We start from the raw sequence: 23,582 nt of genomic DNA, 5'->3' as shown, positions 1-23,582 counted from the left end.
CATAATATTTGAGGCTTTTTCTCTGAATAAAAAGATTCTAGTAACTCACTTAGAATGTCATATGAATAATTTTTCAATATAGATGCCATATCTTGATATGCATGAAAATGATTTTCTGGCCATTCAAATAAAGCGTTTAGAATCCTTTTAATTGCGGAAAGACACGGCAAAACTACCACGCAATTTATGCTAAGGTGGAACATAGACCGCAACACAGCAGTTATACCAAAATCAGCTAATCGCGAAAGATTAAAATCAAATTTGGATATATTCGATTTCACATTTTCCGCAGAGGAAATGAATAAAATAGCAAACTTGGATCAAAATAAAAGAGGATTTGTTAATCCAAACAATAATTTCTTTTTATGGATCACCCAATTTCTTCGTTAACTCCGAAAATCGGGTTTTCCTATAAGATGATGGCACATCCGTATTTTTAAAGTAATGTCATCGCTAATGTTTCACAAAATTGCGAAAAATAATATTCCCCCAATCACACTTGAAACTAGATTCCTTGAATAAGGTGAGATGAATAGCTGGAATCTGGATTCTAGTGTTGGGGGTGGAATAAAGTTTGATTAAAAGTATGCTATGAACGTTCATGTAATACGACAAGCCTAGCCTTGTTCCCGACAGCCCTTTATTCCTCGTTTCTTCTACAACATAAACAAAAATACCCTATAAGATGACCTTTTTGAAAGTGTCTATCTTATAGGGTACATTTTAATACGTAAACTTCACCTTTTTTCTAATATTTTTACGCTAACTGCAGCATACGTAATTATTACTTTTTTATCCTTTTTTCAATGAACCTCCACAATGGATAAGCTACTTCTATGTCTTCTTGTAAACTATTCCTTAGCGTTCAGATTTAGCCTCTCTGAAGATTATCTAAAGGAAAATTATTAGCAGTTACACTATTGCGAATTTCACGCTTTTTTTTCCGGTGAATAGATAGTATTACTATTTCCATCAATAATTAACACTGATTTTCCTGGTATTGTCTTGCCTTGATAGTTAAATTTATCTTCTGAAAAATTCGCGACTACTTTTAATGCTTCGCCATATTCAGTCATTTGAACGAGTCTATCATCTGAAATTATTTTAAAATCTGTCATTTCTTTCGTTATTGCTTTTTTGCTAAAATTTGACCATACCTTTGAATGCCTTACAATTGTTTCTTTATGTTTTTCCCACTCGTGTTTATCTATATGATATAAAGGAGGAACATTATAAAGTATCTCATACAACATTCTATTTGTTATTTCGTCTTTAAATTTTAAGGTTCCCCATCCCCACCAATGAGTTGTGATCACTGAATCGTTGTAAACCAACTTATACAATGGGATCGTGTAGTTTGAATCCAAAAATAACTTCTTGTACTTATCCTTTAGTGGTATTTGTTTAGAAAACATTTCGGGAACTCCACCATTACTCGAATAGTATCTCCCTACGTAATACTCACTTTGTTTGTTTTTTGCCATATCCTCGTCCATCCAAGAAAATGATGGCGTTTCTATTCCATGTGCAAAGGCAATAGATTTGCTAGCAAAATCATTTCCGCCCTCAGTTCCTACTACCATATTCCATTCTTTTTGCAGATACTCCATTCTCTTAATCCTAGCCTGGATATCTTCCTTTTCAGTAGTAATATGTTCTGGCGAATAGTCATCAAAGATTTCTCCAGTACCATCTGTGTCTAAAAACCATGAGTTAAATGCTAAGCCAGTATTTAAAATCGAAGTTACTCTTTCTTTTACACTAGGCATTGCAAGCGTCGGATTCAACTTTCTACCTGCACCTTGGAATCCTTCAATCTTTTCTCCATTTTTATTTGTTACAGTTGCATTCTCGTAAAGTGAAGTGTCCTTAAATTTAGCAGTTTCCCACTTCTCTTTACCTGGTTCATGGATTGAATGATATGAATCATAGGTACCAAATAGATAGCCGAATTCTTCTGCTTCTTTTACTAACTCTGGTTTAATGAATCCTTCCTGCCAATCATCCAAGCCGATCCACATATTTTCTAGCCCAGAATCCTTCATGTCCTTTATCACATCCACAGTATTAGCATCTGCCCACTTCTTTATTGGGTCAACTACTTCTCCAAGCATGCTTTTTAATAATCTCTTATTTAGGTCAATTAATTCAACGGGATTTAATTTTTCTATTCCTTTGTTTAACAGCCTCTGAGTATCTTTATCTGTTTCAGTAAATACTTCCGGATTATAGAATTCCTTTAGTTGCATTACGGCACTTAAGGCTTTTATTATTCTTTTTTTATTGTATTTATCTACATAATCTAAGGTTTTTAAATCTTCAAAAGCTGATGAAAGCTCTGATCCATCCTCAACATTAGTAGTTAATAGCCTCTGAATCCATAATTTCAGTTTTTCGGGAAAACTGTCTCTCAGCTTTGCCCATTTAATATTTTCTTCTGAAATCACAGTTCTGTCCCAAAAATAAGCATGAGGTGCTCCATAAAGCTTTTCAATATTACTATTTTCTTTAGCCTTATCCGCCAAGCTTTTGAAGTTCCCCTGTTCAATCAAATAATTTTTATAGGTCTTTGCAACATCTACTGGATTTTTTTCCGTTAAATATATTCTGAAACCATATTCCTTCTCTTTATTAATAGTTGGAAACTCATGATTAAAAGTAAACTCAATATCGTTTTCTGTATTATAAACAATTTCACTATTATAAGGGTTTTTAATTATATATACTAGTGAATACCCACTTTTATCAACTGCAAAAAATTGCATAGATAAAGCCTCAATTACCTTCATTTTTTCTTCACTTAAGTAATTTTTCCAAATTGAATCATTGCTTGGAATATACTTCCCTTGATTTAATGGGAGCATATATCCGTCACCTTTCACTTTTGGCCATGCAAACATGTTGTCTTCATCTTTGCTGGATTTTATGGTTACATCAACATACTTATCTTTTTTTTCGATATCAACCTTAATTCCCTGTTCTGCGTAGTTCCAGCTAATGTTATCTCCACTGTCTTTTAAATTTGAAACTTTCATTTTCCCCAATGGTTCAGATAATTTCTCAGTAATTCCATTGGATTCCACCTCAAGCGCAAGTGTCTCAGGATCCACACTAAAGTTAAAGTCTAAATTATTTATTTGTGGTTTACCCTCTATACCTGTATTAATTTTTTCTTTCTTACATCCCGTAAGAACGCTTGTTAATATTGCAGCAATTAACATGATTGATAGAATTTTTTTCATGTAACACACCTCCATACCTAGAGTAATATCGGTTTGTTACACTAATGTGACAAACAAATCTAACATATTATTTTTTAATTCAAAATAAAAGGCAAGCCCAAATCCTTAGTAGAGAGATTCTATTTTTGATTTTCCAATTCGTAAAAAGTTCTCCAAATATTTTCTAAATCATTTATGTCAATTCGCCAACCCCAATAGTTTGGAAATAAAGAAATAAGGTCTTTCTATTGTAAATATGGCTGAAAAATAAGGTATTGATAGAGAATACACATTGCAACAAAAATCCTAAGAGTGAGGTAGCAATCAAAAAACAAAAGAAAAGATGAAAAGGAAGTACGTAACCTTTCACAAAAGGAACTTCGCTGGCTTTTAGAAGGTTTACCGCTTCAGCAGCTAAAAGCGATAACGAAATCTGCAAAAGGTGTCTTTTATACTCCCTGGTATAATCATCCATAACTTATTCTGAACGGAAATGTGGTGAATGATTTGAAGAACGTTCCTAATCGAGAAAATCAAAATTAACGATTAATTCGAATACTTGCGCAACAATTAGCTCAGTCAAATCGACAAATCGAAGCATTGACTGGACAAGTTCGCCAATTAACCAAGGCTTTATATGGTTCAAAATCGGAAAAATCAAAGTATCAAGGGCCAGACTGACATGGCTCTTTATTCGATGACGATCCGTCTTTTAACGAATCTGAGCACACAGAAGAACATAGCTCAGCGACGGTTACTTAAACTGTTAAGCGTAAATTACAAAAAAAACGGAATGATTCTTTTCATGATGGGATTGAAATAGAAGAAATTCACCATCATCCCACCAATACACAATGCGACTGTTACCTTGGCCCAATGACCGAAGCCGGTACAACTATTGCGCGTGAAGAAGCAAAATTCATTCCGGCAAAAATGATGCGCATTCAGCATATTGAACATACCTACGAGTGCAAGCACTGCAAAATGGATGCCACACAAAAAGCACAAATGAAACGTGGGAAAGCCCCACAAGCTGCCATTCAGAGAAGCATTGCGGGACCTACCGTTCTAGCAAAACTCATCTATGATAAGTTCATCCAATACTTGCCTCTTTACCGTTGGGAACGATATGGCCTGCTTACGAATGATAAGAACTTTTCAAACTGGGTGTTCCATGCAGCAATGGAATAGACCCAAGTACGTCGCTTTATCCAATATTTATTAGGATCATTAAAACAAAAACCTCGTTCGGTGAACCGAAAAATTTCTTCCTTAAAATCATTCACAGCTAATGATTTTACGCACGGGATTGAATCGCCAAAGACCGATGATAAACTTCCTGTCTATATGACACTAACGGATCTATAACAGCTATTTGACTATTTAGAGCGCTCCCAATCACGTTTTTCGATGCGGAATGAGCTAATGTTTAAATTATTAGCAACAACAGGTCTGAGGCGTTCTGAGCTCGTTTCATTGACCTGGGAACAAGTTGATTTGGTAAGTGAAACAATTCGAATAGAAGGAAAAGGGAAAAAAGAACGTATATTGCCCCTTCATCCACACTTAATGCCGCTTCTGGCATCCTATAAAGCTTCTTTAAGATCATATCAAATTTATCCAACAGAACCTGTTTTTCTAAATAAAAATCGTAAAGCATTAGATCCGCGGGGTTTACATGTCATTTTTTAAGATGTATTGAAAAAAGCAGGCCTTCCACCTACCCGCTTCTCGCTACATCACTTACGGCATACTTTTGCAACATTGATGTTACAGCAAAGTAAAGATAACGTTGATTTACGAACACTGCAAGAATTACTTGGCCATGAAAGTATTACATCAACTCAAGTCTATACACATGTTAAGTTTGAACAGAAAAAGAAAGCAATTGATTCTTTTCGAATATTTTGATTCCTTATTTTTTAAAAGGAAGCAACTACCCGTAAATGGGTAGTTATTATTTATTAGAAAAATCGTAACCGTTCAATTGATTTGGATAGCTAGACTGAAAATGATTAGTTGTTAATTGCGGTTGATAAGGATAATTCATATTTGTTGACGGCATTGTAAATCCTTCTGATTGAAACCCGACTTGTTGACGATAAGAATAAGGGTTTACTTCAGCTGTTTGAAACGGTGATGTTACATTTTTACCTTCAATTGAAGGATTAGAAAAAAGTGTAGCATTATTAGAATAAGGACTTGTATTCGATAACATTGCGTGCTCCTTTTTTTAAAAAGTAAAACGAATTAGTTGATCCTTAAATTCATTAATATAGTGTGGATTTTTTAATAGGTTTTCATATGCTACTGGTAGTTGTTCATAGATCGTTCCTAAATCCATTAGTTCTGTTGTGACCCAGGTATTTATATTATGTAAACTAAAATTATTTGTCGTGGAGGAGGGCTTGGTTAACTACTGTACATGGACATCAAAGTTTATACTTTACTTTGATGACAAAATTGTTTAGACTTTGGTGTCTTATGTGTTTTCTCAATTTGATATTAAATTCATATTAAAAAAACAGAACCATACTTGTTAGTTCTGTTTTTTTAATCTTTGTTGATTATTAGATTCAATACTACTTTATTCAAAGTAAACGAAGAGAAATTAGAATTACAATAACGATCTTACTACCCACTTTTTATTTATCCCACACTCTCATCTGCTAGTGCTACTATTTTTTATTACCAAATTAGCCGTTTCACATGGATGGTTAAGAGGAAAATGATGACCATATGGAACAAAATCAACCTTACCAAGATGCGAAGGAGCAGAATAGCCTCTGTCATAATCCCCCCAAATAATGCGAAGATTATACTTTGTTACTTCATTGAAATCACCTTGAACGTTTTTAAATAGTAAACTGTTAAGCTGAACCGTGGTATTTAAAATTCTAGGAGAAGTAAAACTGTTACTTATTTTTTCAATATAATGTTCAGGGATGTTCTCCGTACTTTCAAATAAACCATTACTTAATAAATAACGCTCTATCAAATTAGTAGTTGCCAATTTCAATGTCCATTTGTTCATAAATTGAGGAACATTGATCGATTTAGCATTTTTTTTAGCAACAGGTGGCTGAAGTAAAGTAATTGTATACTTCTTATCTATGTACTTTTGTACTAATGCTTCCAAAAGAATATACGCACCAAATGAATGGCCAATTAGATGGGCCCCATTAGTAGCTTTCTCCAATAACTTTTTCACTACATTCAAATAGATATTTAAAAGGTTTTTCTCTCGTTTAAATGGAGAACGTCCCAAACCTGGAAGGTCCATGATCCATACAGGTCGACCCGTTTTTTCATGAAGCTCTTTTCCTAAAGGAAATAAATCCTCTCCATCACTTAATAAACCATGTAATAAAATAAACGGTTTACCCTCTCCTTGTGATTGGTAAATGGTAGTGTTATTACATAATGTTCGTTTAAATAAATGACTGTGCTGGCCATTTTGATACATCATGCGATAATCCAGATCAGCTATTACGGCTGGGAGAAATTTCATTACATTTGTCTCCTTAAACCAATCTTCTCCCATAATCTTTTTCGCTGAACCATTTGAAAATGTTCGATTTGTAATAAAGTTTAGCCCATCAGCAGGAATTTGGGTTATTTTGCTTACGCCACTATTCATAAGTGCTTTCATAAATGGCAATGGGGCAGAAATTTTAGGTGCAGTCATATTCATACTTTCTGACATAGCATCTAATAATTCTGAAATATTCTGATCATGTTGTTTATCTTCAACAAGTGTATATGTTTGTATAGTTGGTTGCTCCAATCTGAATACCTGCACAATAAACTTTGCTAGTTCATCGTTTGCAATAAGTGGTAATCTATATTCCTTACCTCCAGGGATCACTGGCATGAGCCCTTTTCGCATACTCTTCACAAGCAAGCCTAAGCCTCCTGTTTGTTCCGTACTCCCTGTTTTACTACTACCAACTACAGTTGGTGGATTAATTACTGAAAGCGGATAACCTACTGTTGATGCCTGCTGACGGATATAAAGATCTGCTAAAAACTTTGTTCTCTCATATGGATTTTTTATTTTCAAAAAATTGTTTCCTTCTTTAAACACATCTATCGCAATCTTGCTATTTATATCATCAAAGGGACTCATATAGCCTACAACATGAATAAATTGTTGCAATCCCTTCAATCGATGAATATTTTTAGCGAATTCACTAATATGTTGGGCACCATTCAAAAATACGGAAGCTGCCTCTTTGCTTGTCGCTTGAATATCCATGGGGCCACCTGCGTGAATAATCACATCCGTTTTCAATACCAACTCCTTATCTTCAGCACTTAGACCTAAGTCTATTTTCGACAAATCACCTTCAATAAAGTGCATAACTGCCTCTTTTAAGATGCCTCTTTCTTGATAAATGCGTGTTGCTTTACTTTTCGATCTCACTAATAGAAGAATTGTAACATGCTCTTTGGCTAATTCCTTCACTAATTGCTTTCCAATAAAACCTGTGCCACCAGTTAAAAATACTGTTCTCATATAAATCCCCATTTTAGTACTATTCAGTACTAATTTGATGTAAAAAAAATGCTTCTTTTATCGAAGCAAGTTAAAAAAATGATCTGCTGTTTTCATGATTACAGTTGCATCCTTCAGTGTTTCTGAAATAAATAGCGCTCCTTCAAGATTTGTAATAAAAAGAGATGCAACCTCGTCAATATTAATTGTCTTTCTAAATTCACCATTCTCTATCCCTTGTTTAAGTAATAGAGAAACTTTCGTTTGTAATCCTGCAAAAAAAAGACCTATTTTTCCTTTTACTTTTGTGGCATTTGCAGGGCTTTGAATATAAAGCGTAATAAATGGACAGCTCCCCTTATATTCTCTCGTCTGAACTCCTTGTGATAATTGCTTTAAAAACAGTTGGATACGATCTTCAACTAATAATTGGTTTTGAGATAGTAAGCCATCAATTGCAGATTGATACATTTCTATCCAATAATCAACGACCCCTTCCAACAATTCTTCCTTATTAGAGAAGTGATAATACACATTAGACTTTGAAACTTTGCTTACACGAACTAATTCATCCATGCTTGTATAAGCAAACCCTTTTTCTAAAAATAATGTTGCAGCTACTTCAATCACACGTTTTTGATTCATTAATTTTACCCTTGTCATAATTAGTACTATACAGTCCTATAATAGGTGTTGCAAGTATTTTTGTTAGTTTTATAAAAATTGATCAAAAAAGCTATACTTTAATTGATTTTACTGCTAATAATTAATCTCATTTTGAACAAAGTTGAACTGAACCCCAAAACTGTTTTGGATGGCTTGCAATTCAACAATCTGGCCCTTTAGATGAAGAAAGACGCATTCCTTTTAAAAGTAATGCGCCTGTTTATGTAATAGCAGTTTACTTCTTTTTGTTTGCATGCCTTTTTGCAAATGTAGAAGGGGAAAATGAAACTTTGTATTTCCCTTCAAGTTCCTTCCTTACTTTTTCCGTTAGCTTTAATCCTTGTTGATTATGTATTTCTTCAAGTTCAATTCCAATAGGAACTATTTCATCATTAGCCCAATCAATCCACTCACCATATTTTAATATCCATTTTGTTAATTCCGATTGCAGTTCGATGGAAATTGGAACATATGATATTTCAAAGTTACAGAGGCATTTATTACACCATATAGCATCAGCCCCGATATCTGCTTCTACTCTTAAATCATATGTTTCATCACATTTACATTGTTCAATCATTGCTTTTTATCTCCTCTTATCTTTTCTCTACTATTTTTTGAGTAAAGAGATGATTTCTTTGTTTTGTTCAATCTGGATTTCAATATTTACCCAAATAATCTGAACCCATCTTAATAGTAACGCTACTAACAATATAGGTATTAACTGAAACAACAATCCAACCATATCTACCGTATCTCCAGAAAAATTCATGCAAACCCTTCTTTATAATATAATTTTAACATATATAGAATTCAGTTTAACAATTAAACAATATGGCCCTTTTCATGAAGAAAGATGCTTTCCTCATTACAGAAAAGCGCCCGATTGCGGAATACTTTTGATTTACACTTTTTATATAAAAATTACCTGATAATGTATTTTTTTAAAAGTATCAAATTGTTATTAGAATTTATTATAGATAGGGAGAAGAATATAAAATAATTGGACCCGAAGTTCTTATCATTTTACACTTCGTTTGTTTAAGTAGAAAAGGTTTTTCCTCCATAGATGAAGTAAAGCCCCGGTTAGTTCAATTATTTTTAAACAGAAGTTTTAAAATATTCTTTGTAAACTCCTCATATGAAGAATTCTTTCCCCGCTGGTTATACCACTTTCGAATCGTTTCTACTAACCAAAACGGCACAGAATTTCCATCTATTAAATGATAGTATTGCTCATATCCTTTTTTTAAATGCTCCCATCGAAAATCATTACCTTGTAATGTGTATTCAGAGACATCAATTATTTTTGCTCTTCCATTTTGTAGTAAAATATTTTTCAAATGGATATCACGGGGGTTGAGGCCCTTATTCCGAACATATTCCCTTGCATCCTCCACTTCATTTACAACCTGTTCTGGAATGTGAATACCTTGTAGAATGCAGTCAAAGAGAGTCGTTCCTTCTTCATAGCCTAAAATAAGATATTCGTCATATGAAGCAAAACATGTTGAAAAGAAAGGTGAATCTTCTAATAATTGATAAACATTTGCTTCAACTTTTACTTTGTGTAATTTGTCCTTAGCATATATTTTAAATGCATAGGCTGGGGCAGAAAGAGACTGAAAAACAGCCGCATCTGTCCCAACACCTATACACTTCAAATCATTAGCTTCACCACTTATGGTTACTGGATCGTTATTTGGATTTGAAAATACTTTAATTTTAGAAAGAGAGCCAATAGCTTTGTCCCAGTCGTTTTCCAAATAATCACTCCCTTCATTAGCATTGAAGAAACCTACATTATCCAAGTTACTTTAATAGTGATTCTCTATTCCTCTTAACAAAATTCAGATTATACATTGCAGTTCATTGATTTTTACCTAACACTCCCGTAAAAGCTTGGAGGGTACTATTTTCATCATTATTTTGAATACCTCATTATCATATTCTTAGATTTTAATTAAATTCCTGAACATCGAATTTTTACTTTGAATTTTTTAAATTGGTTTTTTGTAGAATGATAGGTTTTAATTATTTTGATCCTCAAAGAACATATATTGTGATTCTGAAACACCTAGCTATGTTCATCACTCTTTGAATAATTTTTATGAATATTGGACAAATCTACATTGAACGATAATTAGCATTATTTAAACGAATAATCCCCTTTTGAACGATAAATTATAGGAAACTTCCGATAACTAGAAAGTTGTGACCAAGGTATTTATATTATGTAAACTAAAATTATTTGACGTGGAGGAGGGCTTGGATACGTCAAATACCCATCTGGCATCTTATAAAGCTTCTTTAAAATCCTACCAAATTTATCCATCAGAACCTGCTTTTTTAAATAAAAATCGTAAAGCATTAGATCCGCGAGGTTTACATGTCATCTTTAAAGATGTGTTGAAAAGGCAGGCCTACCACCTACCCGCTTCAAGCTACATCACTTACGGCATACTTTTGCAACATTGATGTTACAGCAAAATAAAGATAACGTTGATTTACGGACTACTTGGCCATGAAAGAAAAAGAAAGCAATTGATTCTTTATACTTTAAAAGGAAGCAACTACCGTAATTGGGTAGTTATTTTTTATTAGAAAAATCGTAACTGTTCAATTGATTTGGATAGATAGACTGATAATGATTAGTTGTTAACTGCGGTTGAGAAGCCATATTTGTTGACAGCATTGAAAATCCTTCTGATTGAAACCGGACTTGTTGACGATAAGAATAAGGGTTTACATCACCTGTCTGAAACGGTGATGTTGAATTTTTACCAATAGAAAATAGTGTAGCATTATTTGAATAAGGACTTGTATTCGATAACATTGCGTGCTCCATTTTTAAAAAAGTAAAACGAATTAGTTGATTTTTAAATTCATTAATATAAATATAGTGTGGATTTTTTAATAGGTTTTCAAATGCTACTGGTAGTTGTTCATAGATCGTTTCTAAATCCATTAGTTCACCAAACTTCTCTTCCATTTCTAATGCAGTTTCAAGAACTGTTTCCAATAACATTTGTTCAGTACGTAGCTGTTTTAATTCTCGAGAAGATCTAAGGAAATAGCTATCTAAAGCACCTAAAGACGTTTTTTTAGAATGTAATAGCAGCATTCGAATAGAATTATCTTGGACCCCCATATCATGGAATATGCCTGCTATTGAATATCTGGGGTAAAATACTTTTCTGTTTTAGTTTTCTTTTTCATGTCACTTCCATTGGAGATCGGCATTTCTATAATCCATCTTAATAATTCGTTAATTATCTTTTGTAAGGATTAATTACGAACAATCATATCTAACAATTTTTTATTGCTTCAATCCCCTTCTTTTCAATTACTTTCTTTCAAGGATACTACCTTTTGTTTAATGATCTTTTTAGATAGCTGAGAATGCTTTACTTAGAGCGACGCTTATTAAACAATCCCACCCGATTGTGGAATACGAAACTCCGCATATACAGGATTATTAATCAAATTATTGGTATCAAATACGGTTTATTCCTATGTTTTTAAATCAATTTCAATACGATACTCAATTGGTAACATTCAAGTTCGCTCCGTTTCAATAAAATTTCATCTTCTCTAGAATCGCCAACAATCTCGTCCGATTGAATAATACCAATTATTTCAAAACATATAGACACTCACAATTGGCAATGATAGGAAAAAAGTATGATGGGCGATTGCTAATCTTTCGTGTATTCTTGATGAAGTTGATGAACACATCAATATATGATTAAGAAAACAAAACAGAATGAAAGAGAGTGCCTTATGAATGAAATCCTAGAGCGAGAGAAAGACTTCGGATTTGCTAGAGTTTATGCTATTGAACTGCTGTTTAAAGAAAAGCCAGTAGTGGACCGCGAACTACTCTACAGCAAGATAGAACAATACATGGGGAAAACAGATCGACCACAAAATGAAAAGAATGGGTCGCTGGCAGTATGGGAGCCCTATGAGCAACATGAGAAAAGCGAAATGCTTCACTTCTTTCATTTGAATTATATGGTGAAATATGCAGAAGGAGAAATGCCTGCACAAACAACGCTTACTGGCATGAATGTAGGTCCGATATCTGATTACGAAGCCGCTTTGCAGCAAAGTTGGTATTGGAATGAAGCAGGCCAAACATTGCAAGAGTGTAGTCACGCGTTGTTACTTGTCGATATGATGGCATCTGGACTGGAGCCAAAAAAAAGATTGGAGCTACATACGAATGTTCTTCGTGCAATAGTGGAAACGGTCCCATGCGCTGCCATTTATTTTAGAGAAAGCAATAAGTTGGTCGAGCCATCCATGTTTTTGGCTGCTATTGATGAGGGCGAAATGTTGTATGGGGCATTGAACATTCGGTTCTACAATGTTGAGGGTACTGGCAGTGAACGTCAGGAAGGTCTCATGGATTCCATTGGGCTTGCTGCACTAGGCGTTCCTGATGTGCAATGTCACTTCTATGATATGGATACCAATGAAGTTGCAGGCTGCCTGACTAACTTTGCTTATTATTTATTTAATCAAGGTGATATTATTACAGATGGAGAAACGATGGGTTTTACAGAGGGGATGCGTTGGCGCTGCGAGCATCAATATGCATTGGCTGTTCCGCACCGCATAGTTATTGATCTTGATCCCGGTGAGGGCAACTATGCAGGTCACCAGGGCGAGTCTGAAGAATAGTTGCTAATGTATGCATTTACAACGTTAAGCACAAAGAATTACACGCTATGCTTGTTCATTGTTGTGGGATAGATCAAAAAGTTCCATTGTTTGAATAGATTCAAATAATGACTAACGAACAATAAAAGATCCTTTTTATTGAATTAAAATAATATCCCCTTTTCTTAGCTGTTAAGTGCTTAAAAAAAGGGGATATTATTGTTTATAAAAATGCTTATTGGATTCGTTAAATATGTTAGCGCTTATAAACGGGTTGTTCTAACATAATCGGATTCGGATTGCTAAGTACCCATTGCACTGCCAACTCGCATAGTCTCGCAGGTTCCTCATCTCCATCGCCTTTGTGAAGTTCTTTGCCTAAAGTGATAGACTCCTGAAGTGCAGCGGGATGTAATGGCGTACCTAAGCTAAGGTATTGGTTCAAACTTTTGAGCATTTTACGAAAATCATTATCCCAGTTGATGCCGCCGTTATCTAAAATTTCGTATGAGACTTTACCGGTAATACGAATAACCTCTCCTTGTACAGTTTGAGCATGTCCTTGCGAAGGAATTAGTAAATCCCAAAGTTCATTATGTTGAGCCTGCCAGCCCTTTGTACATACTGTTATTGGAGACGTACCATCATGCGTTTTCCGCTTCTCTACTGGTGGAACATCAAATAGCTCATAAAGACGGGAAAGTGCCTCATCCGTTTCGTTCAAATATTCTTTATTAAAACCTTCTCTGTGAAATTCAAAGTCTTTTCCAATTCGCTTAATAGAATTTTTCATTTCCGGCGTTACAGCTATACTTGCGCTCAAAAAAATCTCAGAAACTTCCACTAGATCAACAATATTCATATTTCTACATACTGCTAAAGCTTTGTCCAAAGGCGTCTCATTCATCATATTTACCGCGCTAATATTTGCGCCTTTAGAAACCAATGTGCGCACCGCATTTGGTTTAAAAAAAGCAGCCGCAGCAAATAAAGGTGTTTCATTTTGATAATCCAAGGCTTCTATATCTGCATCTAACTCAAGAAGCAATTCAATATTTCCCCGCCAACTTATTGCCTGATTATGTAAAGCCGATCTTTTGTAGTTGTCTCTCGCATTTATATTTGCCCCCTGTTCCACGAGCCAGCGAACCAATTCATCTGGTACATTGAAAAAGCTTAAGGCTGTTGTTTTACTATAACCACCATATGCATCTAGCTCGCACTTTGTAAATACCTCTTGTAATGCCGCAATATCACCTGCTTCAATTAGTTCATTAAAATTTTTCGGTAACGTTTTTCTCTTCCTCGCCATATGTATTTGCGCTCCTTACATTAGATTTTTGAATATAGTTCATCACGTCATTTACCATATATATACGCCCATCTCGATTGCTCTCACAGCGCACAATTATTAAAAGATAAACAGTCGTATTCACTTTTTGATAAGAAAACTCTAAAAAGAAGAAACGAAGAACCATAAGGATCATTTCTTTGCGTACCCATTACCGCTGTATGGTTCAAATACAGCTAAATAATAATCGAAGGTTCCATTTTTTCGATCACAATCAAATGTTTCAATTATACCAACAATATTATTGTATCTATCAACTGCAATAAAACGGAATTCATTCCAATTGTCCTTCTATTCATTCTCTCATTTTTTCAGCTGAACGAGGAAAATAAAGTGAGTCCATATTTCGTAGAATCTCATCATCTAATGATTCAAATATTAGATATCTTTAGGTTGAATAGCTCATAGTGTAAGTTTTTTTCTTGTCCAATAAGTAACTGCCATTATAACCTCCCCCCGTTATTTTCTAGATATGTAAAGGTAGCGAGTTTGAAATCCCCCCTTTTTAACAGCATCTTTATACTATTCTGGCTGTTTATTAATAAGTCCTTCTTAAATTAAACTACTTCGTTAGTTCAATAAAAAAAAGAGTTGCCTATGCAATTCAACATTATTCAATTAACGCACCCTGATAGATTAATAAGTCTTTAGTTTTGTCCCCATTTATTTTCGAAAATAAGATGTTCTAAAGAACGTCTTTTTTCCCAATTAGCTAACTCTAAAATGGGCTTTTCTGGGTAATTTTCAGTATAACCGATTGATATAAGAGCAATGGGATCGATGTGTGGTGGTATTTCTAAAATGTCTCTAATATCATTCTTTTTATAAAAACTTACCCACCCCATCGCAAGCCCTTCAGCACAAGCTGCTAACCACATATTTTGAATAGCACAGGCTGTTGATAAAATATCTGTTTCAGGAATTGAATTTCGTCCTAATACATGGGAACCTCCTCTTGTAGGGTCACATGTAACACAAATAGTCATAGGAGCTTCTTTTAAACCCTCAATTTTTAAATCAAGGAATTTCATTTTTTTCTCCCCATCATAATGAATAGCTAATGCTCGGCTTTCTTTTTCTGCTGCCCAAGCCAATTTTTCTTTAATTTTGTCAGTGGAAATCAAAATAAAGTTCCAAGGTTGCATAAATCCTACTGAAGGTGCATGATGAGCTGCATTTAATATTCTATGTATAATGTTTTCAGGGATAGGAGTTGATAAAAAACTTCGAATATCTCTCCTATTATAAATAACTTTATAAATAGACTCTCTTTCTTCATTAGAAAACATAAATTCCTCCCCTTTTCTTTACAAAAATGTTTATTTTTAATATTAACTGATTTTTCATTATTCCGCCACGTAAGTTGAAGTAAAAATGCACCAAAAAGCGTGGTTTGGGTATGTTTGTCCTTATCGCTGTATCCGCATAAATCTGACTCCACCTCTCCTTACTTCGGATTAACATTCGTCAAATCGAATACCACATTTCCGTTCAGTTTCATATAGACAACTTTAAATATAATATTCGTGTTTTATTTAATTCTTGATGTGTTCAGCCGATGGACAAATAGCACTTCTATCTCTTAAACACGAATGTTTTAGAACAAATGGTGCAATATAATTCGTTTATTATATTTTGTTAGGATTATTTACGGACAATTAGCTCTAACAATATAATTCACTTCAATTTACACTTTCCGTAGCGGCTTTTTTCGCTAGTCTTGTGATTTCTTTAACAATGTCGATTAGCGTTACGCCCTTTGCAAACTGTGTTTGTTTGCTATTTGGAAATTGAATTGGTTCTTTTTGGGTTGACATAATAACTCTCCTTTTTTTGTTTTCATTTTGGGAAATTAAAAACTATATTTGTCTACTGAGAATATTCAATAATCTAAGATATTGATAAATCTCAATCATTGAATAATCTAAAAAGACGCTTTCCATGTTTCCATGAAAGCGCCCGATTGTTGAACAGTCGTCATCTACCTAAATTTCTTTTACTCCTTTAGTGGTCAGAAAAATACGGGTTTACAACGCTTAAAAATTCAAAGAATAACCCTATACAAATGTTCAAACTTTCTACCTCGTTACGCTGCTATTGCGGTTTCTTATTCTGACCATGGTGAATGTAAGATACAATGACAGAAATTCTTATTTTTATATTCCGGTCTAAAATGTTGAACAATATCTTCTTTCATATTACCAAAAGTAGTTTCTGGCTTATGCTTAAAGCCTCCATAAAACGCTGGAATAATTTCCTGTTTGAAATTGTTACGAGGGAAGGCTTTTATAATTTCTTCACGTAGGTGCGCAGGAAATTGTTCAAATCCATCCCCCATCACATCTAAGCCAACACCTGAAAAGAGTAATCCTACTTCAGTCTCTTTATGTTCTGCAATGCCAGGTGTAGTGTGTAATGCGATCGAATCCCATACTAGACGAATCGATTCATCTGGAATTTGATACTGCTGTAGGAAGCTTCTTGCTGCATTTGCACCGTCCACTTCAAATCGTAAATCTGGGCTACTAAATTTTTCTGTTAAGCCTAAATCATGGAATAATGCACTAACATACAGCAACTCTAAATCATAATTCTGTTTAGCATTTTTTCCGTTGACTGCACCAAATAAAAACACACGATTCGAATGATTCCACAACAAGTCATTTCCATGCTCACGTAAAATATCTACTGCATCTTTCGCCAATTGAGAATCTGGAATTTTAATGCCTGCTATTTCTTGAAACATCATAAAAAAAACCCCTTTACAATTTGATAGTTCTTTATGAACTTATCTTCAGTGTAAAGAGAATTTTATCATTCGTCTATTGTATCATTTTTATGATAATGATAGATAAAATCTATAATGAAGCACTTAAAAATTATTTAAATTTGGATTTCAGAAAAAAATATAAAAAGGGCTACATATTACATATGCACCCCTTTTTAGTCTCATAAATTATTTTTTTATCTTTTCTTTCTCAATTAACATCGTACCTTTTTCTTTTAAGCTTGTATGGAAAGAAAAAGCTTTCTCAAGAATATGTGGTGTATGCCCACCCACTTTTTCTTTTGCTTCTTCAAAGTAAGCACGTAATTGTGGTCTATACTTAGGATGTGCGATTTCGATAAGCTTTTCTGCTCTCTTCACCGGTGGAAGTCCACGAAGATCAGCATATCCCTGCTCTGTCACAATTACATCTACATCATGCTCTGTATGGTCGATATGTGATACGAAAGGAACGATTGTTGAGATAGCTCCATTTTTTGCTAGGGAAGACGTTACAAAGATTGTAATTCTAGCATTACGAGCAAAGTCACCAGATCCACCAATTCCATTCATCACTTTTGTTCCGCTAACGTGAGTTGAATTTACGTTTCCGTAAATATCTACTTCAATCGCAGTGTTAAATGAAATAACGCCTAAACGACGAATAATTTCTGGATGATTAGAAATTTCCTGAGGTCTGAACAAAACTTTCCCTTTGTATTTTTCTAAATCTTCAGCTAGTGAATCAACACGCTTCTTCGAAAGTGAGAACGAAGTACCAGCTGCAAATTTAACTACACCAGCATCGATCAAGTCAAAGATACCATCTTGTAATACTTCTGAAAAAACTTCGATATCTTTAAACTGAGAATGTTTCATACCATTTAAAACTGCATTAGCAACAGACCCTACCCCAGACTGTAATGGAGCTAATGATTCTGTCAATTTTCCAGCTTCTACTTCACCAGCTAAGAATTCTAATAAGTTATTTGCAATTTGCTGTGTTTCTTCATTTGGCTCAAATAACGGTGAAGGAATATCAGGCTGTTCTGATAATATAATTCCTTTTACTTTATCTGGATTAACTTTGATTCCAATTTCTCCAATTCGATCTGAAACTTTGTACAGTGGAATCTCTCTACGCTCACCTTGATTCTTTGGTACAAAGATATCATGAAGGCCTTCGTACGCTTTAGGAGCAGTAGTGTTAAGTTCAATGATAACGTTATCAGCTTGTTCCACAAAGATGGGTGAATTCCCCACAGAACCAGTTGGAATAATATAACCTTCTTCAGTGATCGCAGCTGCTTCGATAATTGCATAATCAAGGTTTCCTAATGACCCTTTTCTTACTTCTTCTGCTGTATGTGATACATGTTGGTCAATATAGTATATCTCACCTGCATTGATTTTCCCACGCATTACAGGGTTAGCTTGGTAAGGAACACGTAAATTAATGATGTCAGCTTCAGCCATTGATTGGTCAGCAGTTGGCCCTAATGAAGCCCCGGTATATAGATTGATTTTGAAGTCTTCTTTCTCACCACGCTTAGAAAGTGCAAGTGGAAATTCTTTTGGCTCACCGAAAAGTGTAAATCCACTCATTCCAAGATTCATTCCGTCTTCAATCCAAGAAGCTGCTTCCTCTGCCGAAACAACTTTATCTACAAATGCTTTATTTCTGATGAATTGACTTAAATCTTTTCCCATTAACAATCACCTCATATTAGTTTTATACCTTGTTTTTACTTTACAAATTTTTGACATGATATTCATAGACATTGTTGTCAATTAAAAACCCCCTTACAATGTCTACTTCTCATCTCCATGAGCTGTCTTGTCTACATTGTAAAGAGGACTCCACTGTTCGTCTATTACATCATTTCTATAATAATGATAGATAAAAACTATAATACAAAACCATACAAAGAATTAATGTCATCTTTCTCTGTGTGAAAATGAAGCTTTTCGATTTCACGTACTAGTAACTTAATATATTCACGTGCTGCATAATTAATAAAACAGTTCTTTTTAAACATGAGATACACTGCCCTTGTCAAAGATGGTTTTTCAATTTGTTGGAAAAATAAATCCTCTGTATCATAAAATTCGTATAATGTGCGCGAGATAACACTACGACCAGCACCACTTCGAACTAAATCTAAGATAGACTTAATACTAGACGTTTCAACAATAGGCTCTAATGGCTTACCAATTTCATTGCTGGTCTTATTAAGTACTTTTCTACATTGATGCATACTTGGAAATAAAATAAGAGGGCCATCTAAAACAGAAGAAAATGAAACTTTTTGCTCTTCACTACTTTGATTACTAATCAAATAAAATTCTTCCTCATACAACTTCGTTACTTGCAACAGTTCATATTGATTAAGTTGAAAACCAATACCAAAATCAGCTCGATTCTCTAGAATGGCCTGTTCTACTTGGTCTGTAGTTTCAATGAACACTTTAATGTTCGGATATAGCTGGTTAAATTGAATACACAAAGTAGATACCAAATCCGTTATTTCCCCGGGCAACACAGCAATCCTCAATTCCCCGATTTCTACTTTCGAAAATGCTGCAATTTGAGAAGATATACTTTGAATAGAACCTTGAATATTCAATGCTTCTTGTTGGACAATTTCTCCTACCTTAGTAAGTTCAATTTTCTTGCCAACCCGGTTAAATAGTGAATAACCTATTTCTGTTTCAAGCATCTTAATCTGATGGCTTAAAGTGGGCTGTGAGATTCCTAATTTTTCAGCTGCTTTTGTAAAATGTAGTTCCTTACTAACCATTAAAAAATACTCTAAATGCCGTAATTCCATAATACTTCAATCCTTTTTAATGAAATTTTTATTACTTTTGTTAATCAGATAATTTAGTTATTATATTTTAAAGTAATAATCCTTTGATGTAAACAATATTAGTGCAGAAATTGGACGGTTTAGCTTTTTAGAGAAACATGTGCATGGTAACCTTCAATAATTTGTTGCTCCTCTAACTTCCATACTTGCTCAGTTACTGACGGAGAAGATAAGTGAACAGCTTTCCCTAAATCCTTCATTGAAATTTTTGCATTTGACTGTAATAATCCCACGATATTTTTATCAATTTGGTCCATAAATTATACGACCTTTTTTTATAAAATAGAATACCCTAAATTCTTTATATAATAAATACAAACAATCAAATATCCTTATTAAACATATTTATTAGCCTTCTATATTTGTATAAAATGAGGGTATCAGGAGGCGATTTGGGATATGAAAAAAGATTTTTATGAACTTCAACAAAGGGATGCTTTAATGGCATAAGGACACAGAAGTGAACAAAATTTTTTATAAAAACAAGAGTATTTCAAAACTACAACAATATTGAAAACAGTATTAAAGGAGAACATATATGGGAATTGAACTTGTTCATTTTAGCATTGGTAAACCGAAACCAATGAAATATGCAGTAAATAAAGAAATGACAACAGGTATCTGTAAAGAACTTGCTGAAGAGGTTTTCCTATCAAAAGATGGATTTCTGGGAGACGGTGTAGCTGACCTAAGGTTCCATGGTGGGCCTGATCGAGCAGTTTGCGTCTATCCTTATGAACATTACGCACAGTGGGAACAAGAATTTCAAACGAAGCTCCCTCCATCTACATTTGGTGAAAACATTACTGTAACAAATATGTTAGAATGTGATGTATTCATCGGGGATACATATCAATTAGGAGAGGCCATTATTCAAGTTACACAAAGCCGAATCCCATGCAGTACCATTTCAAAAAGACTTGGCATTCCTGGGATTTTACCTCGCATTGTAGCGACCGGTTATACTGGTTATTTATGTCGCGTTCTTGAAGAAGGTATCGTTCGTAAAGATTCACAAATAAAACTGCTAGAACGTCATCCTGACTCAGTTTCTATTCTATTTTCTAACGAAGTATATTTTCATAGACGGAAGGATATTGAGGCAATGGAGAAAATTGTAGCTGTTCCAGAACTAGCAGAGGATTGGCGTGAACCGTTAACAAGTCGTTTAGCAAAATTAAAATAATGTATCTAGGGTTCCCATTCGCTTTTTAACGAAAAAATACGAACAAACAAAAAGATGGGGTCCCGACACATAATCATTTTTAGGAGTATCTTTCCCGATGTTCAACTAAATATCCTGATTTATGCCACAATCCCTATATAGAAATTTGGATAAGGAGCAGTACCACTTATTCCAAATTTCTAGCCCAACCCAAGGAAAGAAAGCGCAACGATTAATAGGATTATAGAATCGATCGGTGCGAATGGAGCTAATAAGCCAGCAAATAACGAATTCACTCCGAAAGCCATACTTTAATTACTAAATTTTCACATTGATAATAATGCTGTGAGAGCAATCGAGATTCAGTAACACGTACCCTTGCCCATCTCGATTGCTCTCACAGCGCACAATAAAAGTATTCCGTGTTTCTTGATTTTACATAATATAGGATGAGCACCTCCTGTTCTACAACTTTAGACTACAGCTTTTCCTTATCCCTTCAATATTTGTATGTATTAAATATCTCATTAGTAATTTTTTAATACTATGCGTATTTCGGTTTCTCTTTTGACTTCTATTAGATTTTGCAAGATCATACTCAACTCTTTTTTTCAAAATACTTATTATCGAAGCTTAGAGTGTCAAATTTAAAGATACGACTTGGTGTCTTTTTCCAAGCCCTCAGTAATCTTTTCTAACGTCTGAATGGTAATCTTCCTATCCCCTATTTCAACCCCAGACAAATACGAAGTTTTCTGTCAGCATTTTTCAGCTAATTCAATTTCCGTATTCGATGTTGCTACTAACTAATTTGACTAAACTATCCACAAAATAATTTCATAATAATAAAAAAGTTGATAAGGAAAAATACTCCGTATCACCTTTTTAGCCTTTGTTAAGATATAGTATCAACTAGCTTAGTTTGTTCGCTCTTATGAATAATTTTTATGAATATTGGACAAATCTACATTAAATGATAATTAGCATTATTTAAACGAATAATCCCCTTTTGAAGGATAAATTATTGGAACCATCCGATAATTAGAAAGTTGTGACCAAGGTATTTATATTATGTAAACTAAAATCATTTGGCTTGAGGGAGGGCTTATACGCCAACACCCCATAATTGTAAAAGAACACCAAGTACGCACATTCGCAATTTATTCGTAATTTCGAAAAAAACGAGACACAAAGTTTACACAGTTAGTCATTCCGACTTTTTTATAATGTGTGTTGCTAAAAGTAAAAAATGATGAACATCGAGAATTTGATGTTCATCATTTTCTATAACTATTTTTTAAAACCTATTTAACCGTTATTATCTTCATACTTTGTACCTTCTGGAAAAGTATTGGACATTTCTTTAGCATTTTTGAAGTTAGAGTCATTTGACAAGATAAGCAAATTTTCGCAATCGTGTCCTATGCAAAAAATATTTTGACCATCTAGCATGCGAATTTGTTTACTATTTGAGTTATTCTTCTCAAAGAATATATTTTTTTGCGTGACCCACAATACTAGATCCCCTGCACATGATATTGGTATGACTAAAGAAAACAACTGTTTCAATTTGCCTTCATTTACAACTTCTATAATTTTATACTTTCCTTCTAAATCATAGTTTTTAGGATAAAATGCATATTGAACACAAAATGAATTGAATTCTTTTTTCATGTAATCTTCAACTTCAATGAAAAAGTACAGTGGAAATCCATTTATCTTTTTTATCCAAGAAGGAAACCAATTCTCATTACATTCAGGTAAATAAAGCCCAGAAATATCAATAAGAAATTGAGGTAATTCTTTGATAGCAAAAGGCATCTTTTTTAAATAATCTTGGACATTCTCACAATCAATATTTACATACTCAAAGTAAAACCCCATAATTAACTCCTTTATATTTTCCTTTTACCATACCCACATATATTTCTTTTCACCAGTAAATGTATATCCTTTTATATACTGACCATTCCATCTGAAAACATAGTGAACATTAGGATTCCCTAAATGATAATGCCAAGCTTTTTCTTTAACAGTTTTTTTCCCATTTTTGAAAGTAACTATTGCATATTCAAATGAAAAAATTCTTCTATCTCCTGGACCACTTTTCTTCACAATAGATACTAAATTACCCTGACCAAATCTTATTGTATATTGTTTACTAAAATTTTAAAAATACTTGTTTATATTGCTACTTACAATATAATTTAATACTTTCATTAATTTTCGTGTTTTTTAGCTAGGTATTAGAAATATATAATACAGAATCTTTTTCAATATAATAATTTGCTGTTATTTTTTGTTTACTACCATTCTCAACATATATTATTTCTAACTGATTGTCTTTTGAAAAATTAGCAGTTCTTAAACCCTTAC

Annotated in this window: 20 protein-coding genes and 4 pseudogenes; 6 read left to right on the top strand and 18 right to left on the bottom strand. The window is 33.8% G+C overall.

Translation table 11 applies throughout. The annotated features are described in order from the left end of the window. Window positions 1-141 precede the first annotated feature (141 nt). On the top strand, window positions 142-390 hold the full coding sequence (locus B1B04_RS26730; protein WP_368483753.1) for an aldo/keto reductase: 249 nt from the start codon (window positions 142-144) through the stop codon (window positions 388-390). A gap of 539 nt (window positions 391-929) precedes the next feature. On the opposite strand, the gene B1B04_RS17180 is transcribed toward B1B04_RS26730, so the two are convergent. After that, window positions 930-3,242 carry a glycoside hydrolase gene (locus tag B1B04_RS17180; RefSeq protein WP_079562624.1) on the bottom strand — a complete coding sequence of 771 codons (2,313 nt, stop codon included), beginning with the start codon at window positions 3,240-3,242 and terminating at the stop codon, window positions 930-932. Between the two features lie 528 nt (window positions 3,243-3,770). Here B1B04_RS17180 and B1B04_RS26725 point away from each other — a divergent pair. Continuing rightward, window positions 3,771-4,403, top strand: a pseudogene (locus B1B04_RS26725) (IS66 family transposase zinc-finger binding domain-containing protein); the annotation flags it as partial. A 201-nt stretch (window positions 4,404-4,604) separates the two neighbouring features. Then, a pseudogene (locus B1B04_RS26230) lies at window positions 4,605-5,132 on the top strand (tyrosine-type recombinase/integrase); the annotation flags it as partial. 46 nt (window positions 5,133-5,178) lie between these two features. Here B1B04_RS26230 and B1B04_RS17170 read toward each other — a convergent pair. From B1B04_RS17170 to B1B04_RS17150, 6 genes are all read right to left on the bottom strand, one after another. Beyond that, complete coding sequence (locus B1B04_RS17170; protein ID WP_079562623.1) at window positions 5,179-5,439, bottom strand: hypothetical protein; 261 nt, start codon at window positions 5,437-5,439, stop codon at window positions 5,179-5,181. A 444-nt stretch (window positions 5,440-5,883) separates the two neighbouring features. Next, entirely contained in the window at window positions 5,884-7,740 is a 1,857-nt protein-coding gene (locus B1B04_RS17165) for an alpha/beta fold hydrolase (RefSeq protein ID WP_079562622.1), read from the bottom strand. Window positions 7,741-7,797: 57 nt separating this feature from the next. Next, complete coding sequence (locus tag B1B04_RS17160) at window positions 7,798-8,364, bottom strand: TetR/AcrR family transcriptional regulator (protein ID WP_079562621.1); 567 nt, start codon at window positions 8,362-8,364, stop codon at window positions 7,798-7,800. Window positions 8,365-8,620: 256 nt separating this feature from the next. Beyond that, window positions 8,621-8,965 carry a hypothetical protein gene (locus tag B1B04_RS17155; protein ID WP_079562620.1) on the bottom strand — a complete coding sequence of 115 codons (345 nt, stop codon included), beginning with the start codon at window positions 8,963-8,965 and terminating at the stop codon, window positions 8,621-8,623. Between the two features lie 30 nt (window positions 8,966-8,995). Further along, window positions 8,996-9,157 carry a hypothetical protein gene (locus B1B04_RS25725; RefSeq protein WP_170939005.1) on the bottom strand — a complete coding sequence of 54 codons (162 nt, stop codon included), beginning with the start codon at window positions 9,155-9,157 and terminating at the stop codon, window positions 8,996-8,998. Window positions 9,158-9,476: 319 nt separating this feature from the next. Beyond that, entirely contained in the window at window positions 9,477-10,151 is a 675-nt protein-coding gene (locus tag B1B04_RS17150) for a serine/threonine protein kinase (RefSeq protein WP_079562641.1), read from the bottom strand. A gap of 502 nt (window positions 10,152-10,653) precedes the next feature. On the opposite strand from B1B04_RS17150, the gene B1B04_RS17145 reads away from it, so the two are divergent. Next, window positions 10,654-10,863, top strand: a complete 210-nt coding sequence (locus B1B04_RS17145; RefSeq protein ID WP_079562619.1) for a hypothetical protein — start codon at window positions 10,654-10,656, stop codon at window positions 10,861-10,863. Window positions 10,864-10,975: 112 nt separating this feature from the next. On the opposite strand, the gene B1B04_RS17140 is transcribed toward B1B04_RS17145, so the two are convergent. After that, the gene (locus B1B04_RS17140; RefSeq protein WP_139376984.1) at window positions 10,976-11,536 is read right to left on the bottom strand and encodes a hypothetical protein; all 561 of its coding nucleotides are present in this window, start codon (window positions 11,534-11,536) and stop codon (window positions 10,976-10,978) included. A gap of 755 nt (window positions 11,537-12,291) precedes the next feature. On the opposite strand from B1B04_RS17140, the gene B1B04_RS17135 reads away from it, so the two are divergent. Next, window positions 12,292-13,074, top strand: a complete 783-nt coding sequence (locus B1B04_RS17135; RefSeq protein ID WP_346426993.1) for a DUF4261 domain-containing protein — start codon at window positions 12,292-12,294, stop codon at window positions 13,072-13,074. Window positions 13,075-13,309: 235 nt separating this feature from the next. Here B1B04_RS17135 and B1B04_RS17130 read toward each other — a convergent pair whose 3' ends face one another. The 8 genes and pseudogenes from B1B04_RS17130 to B1B04_RS17100 all read right to left on the bottom strand — a co-directional run. After that, window positions 13,310-14,365, bottom strand: coding sequence for an ankyrin repeat domain-containing protein (locus B1B04_RS17130; protein WP_079562616.1), 1,056 nt, complete (start codon window positions 14,363-14,365; stop codon window positions 13,310-13,312). Window positions 14,366-14,471: 106 nt separating this feature from the next. After that, window positions 14,472-14,803, bottom strand: a pseudogene (locus tag B1B04_RS17125) (GNAT family N-acetyltransferase); the annotation flags it as partial. 248 nt (window positions 14,804-15,051) lie between these two features. After that, window positions 15,052-15,693, bottom strand: coding sequence for a 5,6-dimethylbenzimidazole synthase (gene bluB, locus B1B04_RS17120; protein WP_079562615.1), 642 nt, complete (start codon window positions 15,691-15,693; stop codon window positions 15,052-15,054). 393 nt (window positions 15,694-16,086) lie between these two features. Next, window positions 16,087-16,221 (bottom strand): hypothetical protein, encoded by a 135-nt coding sequence (locus tag B1B04_RS26465; protein ID WP_276207766.1) that lies wholly within the window; start codon window positions 16,219-16,221, stop codon window positions 16,087-16,089. 290 nt (window positions 16,222-16,511) lie between these two features. After that, a complete protein-coding gene (locus tag B1B04_RS17115; RefSeq protein WP_079562640.1) occupies window positions 16,512-17,150 on the bottom strand; it encodes an HD domain-containing protein in 639 nt (212 codons plus the stop codon). A gap of 210 nt (window positions 17,151-17,360) precedes the next feature. After that, complete coding sequence (locus tag B1B04_RS17110) at window positions 17,361-18,881, bottom strand: succinate CoA transferase (protein WP_079562614.1); 1,521 nt, start codon at window positions 18,879-18,881, stop codon at window positions 17,361-17,363. Between the two features lie 197 nt (window positions 18,882-19,078). Then, on the bottom strand, window positions 19,079-20,002 hold the full coding sequence (locus B1B04_RS17105; protein WP_079562613.1) for a LysR family transcriptional regulator: 924 nt from the start codon (window positions 20,000-20,002) through the stop codon (window positions 19,079-19,081). Window positions 20,003-20,080: 78 nt separating this feature from the next. Next, window positions 20,081-20,298 (bottom strand): annotated as a pseudogene (locus B1B04_RS17100) (Lrp/AsnC family transcriptional regulator); the annotation flags it as partial. A 281-nt stretch (window positions 20,299-20,579) separates the two neighbouring features. Between B1B04_RS17100 and B1B04_RS17095 the strand changes: the two are divergent. Next, entirely contained in the window at window positions 20,580-21,227 is a 648-nt protein-coding gene (locus tag B1B04_RS17095; RefSeq protein ID WP_079562612.1) for an MOSC domain-containing protein, read from the top strand. A gap of 1,287 nt (window positions 21,228-22,514) precedes the next feature. Here B1B04_RS17095 and B1B04_RS17085 read toward each other — a convergent pair. Together B1B04_RS17085 and B1B04_RS17080 are read right to left on the bottom strand one after the other, a co-directional pair. Continuing rightward, a complete protein-coding gene (locus B1B04_RS17085; protein ID WP_079562611.1) occupies window positions 22,515-23,090 on the bottom strand; it encodes a hypothetical protein in 576 nt (191 codons plus the stop codon). A gap of 24 nt (window positions 23,091-23,114) precedes the next feature. Continuing rightward, on the bottom strand, window positions 23,115-23,321 hold the full coding sequence (locus B1B04_RS17080; RefSeq protein ID WP_079562610.1) for a hypothetical protein: 207 nt from the start codon (window positions 23,319-23,321) through the stop codon (window positions 23,115-23,117). Between the last annotated feature and the right edge of the window lie 261 nt (window positions 23,322-23,582).

The sequence above is a fragment of the Lysinibacillus sp. KCTC 33748 genome, from assembly GCF_002237755.1.
In the GTDB taxonomy this organism is placed as follows: Bacteria; Bacillota; Bacilli; order Bacillales_A; family Planococcaceae; genus Lysinibacillus.
This window is presented reverse-complemented; position numbering and strand designations above follow the sequence as displayed.